Raw genomic sequence first — 6,000 nt, forward strand, 5'->3', positions numbered from 1 at the left:
CATTTCATATCATTTTATACTTAATTATTTCAACATTTTTCTTTACAGTTGTATCTGTTGAAATTAAAATTTATCTCGATTTAAAACGATATGTGGTATATGTTGCCATAAAATTGTCCTGTCGGGGTCAGAAGTACGATAGGTTGTAATCGGGCATGGGTATGTATGCTAACCGCAGAAAATTTATTAAAGGGCTTCACGGTAAAACAGCATTTTTTGCAGAAAATTATCAGGAAGGATAAATGAAAAACATACTGGTTACAGGCGGCTGTGGATTTATCGGTTCAAATTTCATACGGTATCTTTTTTCAGAAACCGATTTTAACGGACGTGTTGTAAATATTGACAAACTTACATACGCAGGAAATCCGGAAAATCTTGCAGGCATAAAAGAAGCGTTCCCAAACCGTTATTTTTTTAATAAAACGGATATATGCAATCTTTCCGAACTTACCGGGCTGTTTGAGACATTTGAAATTGACGCCATATGCCATTTTGCCGCAGAATCGCATGTGGACAGATCAATAACAAATCCGGGAGATTTTATACATTCAAACATAGAAGGAACCTTTTGCCTTCTGGAACTTGCAAGGCAAAACAAAAACAAGCTTGAACTTTTCCATCATGTAAGCACCGATGAAGTTTTCGGTTCGCTTGGCAAATCGGGATATTTTACGGAAACAACTCCGTATAATCCCAGCAGCCCCTATTCCGCCTCAAAAGCTTCTTCAGACCACCTTATCCGGGCATATTCGGTAACTTACGGAGTTCCTGCAACAATATCCAACTGCTCAAATAACTATGGTCCGTATCAATTTCCCGAAAAACTTATACCGCTTATGATTTTAAATGCCATCGAAGACAAAGCGCTTCCGGTATATGGAGAAGGTATTAATATCCGTGACTGGCTCTATGTGGAAGATCATTGCAAAGCCATATGGGCAATCATGCAGCACGGGCGCAGAGGTGAGACATATAATATCGGAGGAGGATGCGAAAAAAGAAATATTGATATTGTGAACATCATCTGCGAACTTGTGGATAAGCTGATTCCTGACACAAATACTGCACCAAAAAAAAATCTGATAACTTTTGTCAAAGACAGGCCTGGCCACGACTTAAGATATGCTATGGATTTTTCAAAGCTGAAAAATGAGCTGAACTGGACTCCTGCAGAAACCTTTGAATCGGGAATTGAAAAAACCATAAAATGGTATATTGAAAATACCAATTGGATATCCAGAGTCAAAAGCGGTGAGTACAAACAATGGATGAAACAACAATATGAAGACCGGAAATAGAATAGCAGGTGCTTAAATGACAAAAAGCGCAAAAGATTATATTATATTTCCTCTTGATGTAACATCTGTATCAGATCTGAAATATTATGTAAAACTTCTTTCCAATTATGTTGGCATGTTTAAAATCGGGCTTGAACTCTTCATAAGATCAGGTCCGGATACAGTAAAAATAATCAAGGATATGAGTGAAGCAGGGATTTTTCTCGATCTCAAGCTGCATGATATTCCTGAAACCGTACGGCGCGCCTCAGAAAGCATAGCTTCTCTTGGCGTGGATTTAACTACTGCCCACTGTGCTGAAACAAGTGAAATGCTGAAAGCCGCAGTATCAGGCTGCAAAGAAAAAACAGGTGTGCTTGGGGTAACCCTGTTAACAAGCGTATCTTCTATTGATATCCAAAATGCCGGTTTTGAAAATCAATACTGCGCCGATATTTCAAAGCTTGTTTTAAAAAGAGCAAAAACGGCAAAAGAGGCAGGCTGCAAAGGGGTTGTCTGCTCCGGGCTTGAAGTCGGCCTGATAAAAAAAACATTCGGCAAAGATTTTGTCGCTGTAACTCCCGGAATAAGGCCTGCCTGGAATTTATCGGAAAAAGACGACCAAAAGCGCATAACAAAGCCTGCTGATGCAATTAAAAACGGTTCAGATTATCTTGTAATCGGAAGACCGATAAGGGATGCGAAAAACCCCCTTGATGCCGCCATAATGACAGCACAGGAGATTGAAATCGCTTTGGAGCAGATTAACAAATAGTGCCCGGGATTAACGGTTACAAATCCTGATGTTCTGCGGTTCGCATACGCACACTCACCCAACAAATTGGAATAAACTGCAATCGGAACAGATTTATGACAATTTCTATAGAATATCCAAACCGCAGCAGAAATTTTGTGGAATTTTGTTTAAATTTATGTTTTAATGGATTTATCTTGCGGCAACCTTTCCGAACCTGTCTTCTTTTTAAATTTAAACCCTTATATTCTGTTACTTATATACTACGCAAGTATTTCATCTTTCATTTCCAGCATTTTTTTTGCAGCTATCGGGCGGGTTGATGAAAATCAACATTTACCTGATTATAAATAGCCTTAAATTTTGTTCCTTTTTTATTCAGAAATTATGGTTTCATTTATCAGAAAAGAAGGGGGGAAATGATGAAAGTAAAAATGAGAGGATTTACAGGGATCTTTTTTTTAGTTATTTTCTGCTTTATATGTCAGCCTGGCGGATCTGCAATCAGCAAGGAACCAATTCCCATGACCCACTTGCCTCATGGAAATCCTATTTTAAAGAAGCACAATGCGCCGGGCTGAAAAATATTAACAATAAACCGTGTTATAAAGTTGTAATGACACCATTTCAAGGGGAGCAAAGATTATATTTTTTTGACAAAGACACATTTTTGATTACAAAGATTGTTATTCCGCCCCCTAAACTCGATCCTGAAATAGAGAAAGCTTTAATTCCTCTGATTAAAAAACAATACGGTGAAGTGCCGCTTACACAAAAAGATAAGCTGGAGTTATATCTCAGCGATTACAGAAAAGTTTGCGACATATGGATACCTCATCAAATTATAGAATATTCGGGAGGGTATGAAATTTTTAAAATTGCCATTAAAAACTATAAAACCAATATTGACATGCCCGGTAACCAATTTACTCTGCCGGAAAGCATTAAAAATAAACTCATGCCGTACAATCCGAAAGGAGGCCAGTTGATATAGATAGCCCAGGATATGTTTCAAAGTACGGGAACTAAACTTGACTCCCAGGTTAAATTTCAAAAAAAGAATATATATGGGAGCCACTTTCAAAACGTTTCAGTTTGGTCAAGGTCAAGGCGGGCGAAAATTTAACCCCAGGAATACATTTAGTATTTCGAGGATTAACATTTGAGCCCAACGCAGAGATCAGCCTGAATGGGATGTTTTGAAACTGGCTCAACGGGTATTGATATAAAAAAGAGCATTATCTCTGTTTGTACAAATCTTTCAGTACAAGCTTAAATTCCATAATGTTTCCATCATGCAGTACTTCAATATTGTATTCTGTACCCTCTTCTTTTGAAAGTAGTGCCCGTACCCCATCCGCACCACCTAACGAATCAACATTAACACCGTTTATCTTTCTGATAATATCGCTTCCGGTAAAACCTGCTTTTGAAGCAGGAGTTTCCGAAGCTACAAAAACAATTTCAGGAAAACCATCCGCACCTGTTCCTATTAAAAGACCGCTTTTATCTTCGGCAAAGTTTTTTTCAAAATCTTTTCCCTTTTCCACTATTACCTGCTGCCTCTTATAATCAAGATAAATCACAAAGTGTCTTAGCAGATTATTTCCCATATTGCCGACAATTTCCCTGCTGTAATTTGAGCCTTTACCTTTGATTTCCGGTATATTTATAAGCGGATTTAAAAGCTTATACCCTCCCAATTCAACAGATTTAAACCTGACTGTTTTTTCTGCATGCTGTCCCCCCAGATCAGCACTCACTCTTTCAAGACCTTTTAAACCCAAAAGGTTATTGTCTTTTGCATAAGGATAATTAAAAGACATATCAAAAGCACCAATATCAAGGGTCCATTTGCCCTTGTATTTATCATCAACAATTACCGGCACTGCAAATATTTTATCTCTCAAGGGCGCATCGATTATTTTGCCTGACCCCTTATATTTAAATTTATCAGGATGATATAAAGATAAGGCCTTGGAGGCATAATCTATTTTAACGACAAATCTTGACAGGAAATCATGTCCTAGTATGCCAACCACAGCAGAGTCATATAATTTGTTTGAAAGGCCTTTATAGGAAAATATTTTCTGCGGATTAAAGCGGATTGCTCCTACCCGGTAAGGTGGAAAAGTAACAAAAGACAGATCAAAAACGCTTGCTATGCCCAACCCTTTTATTTCTCCTTCGGGTTTGAGTCCGAGTGTTTTGACATAATCCGCATCAATTATAGACATGCTTGCCCCGTTATCAAGCAACCAGAGCCTTTTTTCACCGTTTATAGTTACATAAAGATAAATATTGTTCTCAACAAAATAAAAAGGGATGTTTTCCGAATTCTCTCCGTTTTCAAATTCAAAATCCTCAACATCTTTTTCCGGAGGTTCAAAAACCGTACTATTGATTTTCACATTAAAATCATATCTGGTAAGCTGAATGGTTTCTTTCTTTTCTCTTGGAAAGATTTCAGTATCTTCATGAAACGGATGAATAATACCATTTATATTCCGGTAATCGGAAAAAAGCGTCCGTATTTCAAAATCCGGCTGCTTAACTATCGTTTTTACAATGTAGTGATTTTCTTTATTAAAAAAAAAGAATATGATGTCATCATTTATTACATTTGACATTTCAACCACCTGGCAGTTAACTTCCCCGATCTTTTTCTCACCGTTATATCTGAAAATAAAATTTCTGGTATCAGGTCTGGCATGATCATATACTTCAAGAAGCGCTTTTACTTTTCTTCTTTTAAGAGTTTCTTCGTCTCTGTGAATCTGCACTTTCCCATTTGGATCAACAGACCAGCTTTGTTTGCCGTTATCACCAAAACTTTGTTTTATTACATTGTAATCTTCTTCAAGCCTATATTTAAGCGGCGTCTCCTCCCAGTTTCTGAATGTGCCTTCAAGCCCATCAAAAGTATTTTTCCCTTCTGCATATCCTGACTTTATACTCTTAAGCCTGTCAAGCCCTCCCACTGCTTCGAAATGTTTTAACAGAATTTGCTGAGGATCAATTGAGTTATTCTCAGCATATGAGACTGCAACTAAAAGAATAAAAATCAGAAATATTTTAGGTATTATTTTCTTTAATAACATCATATTGTTATACAAAACCCCCCTCATTTTTTACTTTTCATTAATTTTTAATACAATTTCCGTAACCATTAGCAGGATCTGGAAGTACTACCCGATCCAATCTATATTTGGCTCAGGAACATTGGACAAAAAACCGTTGTATCCATCAATAGTATTAAGAGTCGGAACTCCTTCAATCCGAAACTGCAATATAGCAAGCTTGTATATTTGAGCCATAATCCGGATCGTCCACCCATGTCTAATGATTTTGCTGCTGCTATCAGCTTCTCAAATAAGACGCCAGAATACGTATCTGAGTCAATAGAATATATAGAAGCAAACATACGGTCCATTTCAAAAGAAAAAATACAACCCATTGATTATTGGCTTGATCTAAAATCCTTTGTTAGTAAGAATTCTCAATCACTCAAAGAAATATTAGTTAAAGTCTCAAAGAAATATATATAGGATAGTCAGCATGTTGATATTGAAGACGGCGAGAACAGTATTACACCACAGACAGTTATCACTCTATTTCAATATGTTATCAACAATATCAAGATTATTAAGACTCATTTCTTTGCAGGTGTTATACGTAATAAAAAAGTTGCGGTTTTTTTAGCGAAAGATTATTTTCTGGCCTACACAGCTTCTTTTAACTTTTTTCCGGCTTTAAATTTTACAACATTACGTGCTTTAATTTTGATTTCTGCACCTGTCTGGGGATTTCTGCCCTTACGAGCAGCGCGTTTTGCTTTTGAGAATGTTCCAAAACCAACGAGGGTAACTTTACCATCTTTCGATTTTAATGCCTTGGTGACATTTTTGGTAAATGAATCCAGCGCTGCAACAGCAGCAGTTTTTGTGATTTTTGCATCGGCAGCTA

6 protein-coding genes are annotated in these 6,000 nt (G+C 37.1%); 4 read left to right on the forward strand and 2 right to left on the reverse strand.

Annotation, left to right across the window (positions count from 1 at the left end; translation table 11 throughout):
- The first annotated feature begins 242 nt into the window (after positions 1-242).
- The 3 genes from rfbB to VXK47_RS02070 all read left to right on the forward strand — a co-directional run bounded on the left by rfbB (position 243) and on the right by VXK47_RS02070 (position 3,028).
- On the forward strand, positions 243-1,301 hold the full coding sequence (gene rfbB / locus VXK47_RS02060) for a dTDP-glucose 4,6-dehydratase (protein ID WP_435547114.1): 1,059 nt from the start codon (positions 243-245) through the stop codon (positions 1,299-1,301).
- Between the two features lie 16 nt (positions 1,302-1,317).
- Positions 1,318-2,055 (forward strand): orotidine 5'-phosphate decarboxylase, encoded by a 738-nt coding sequence (pyrF, locus tag VXK47_RS02065; RefSeq protein WP_435547115.1) that lies wholly within the window; start codon positions 1,318-1,320, stop codon positions 2,053-2,055.
- A 301-nt stretch (positions 2,056-2,356) separates the two neighbouring features.
- Complete coding sequence (locus VXK47_RS02070) at positions 2,357-3,028, forward strand: hypothetical protein (RefSeq protein WP_435547116.1); 672 nt, start codon at positions 2,357-2,359, stop codon at positions 3,026-3,028.
- Between the two features lie 244 nt (positions 3,029-3,272).
- Here the strand turns inward: VXK47_RS02070 and VXK47_RS02075 are convergent, their stop codons facing one another.
- The gene (locus tag VXK47_RS02075) at positions 3,273-5,138 is read right to left on the reverse strand and encodes an aspartyl protease family protein (protein WP_435547117.1); all 1,866 of its coding nucleotides are present in this window, start codon (positions 5,136-5,138) and stop codon (positions 3,273-3,275) included.
- Positions 5,139-5,369: 231 nt separating this feature from the next.
- Here VXK47_RS02075 and VXK47_RS02080 point away from each other — a divergent pair, with 231 nt between their 5' ends.
- Positions 5,370-5,582: a hypothetical protein gene (locus tag VXK47_RS02080; RefSeq protein ID WP_435547118.1), complete on the forward strand. Its 213-nt coding sequence runs from the start codon at positions 5,370-5,372 to the stop codon at positions 5,580-5,582.
- Between the two features lie 173 nt (positions 5,583-5,755).
- On the opposite strand, the gene VXK47_RS02085 is transcribed toward VXK47_RS02080, so the two are convergent.
- Positions 5,756-6,000 (reverse strand): HU family DNA-binding protein (locus tag VXK47_RS02085; RefSeq protein ID WP_435547119.1); only part of this gene is annotated, 245 nt, incomplete at its 5' end.

Origin of the sequence: Desulfobacterium sp. N47 (genome assembly GCF_051233685.1) — a bacterium.
Taxonomy (GTDB): Bacteria; Desulfobacterota; Desulfobacteria; order Desulfobacterales; family RPRI01; genus RPRI01.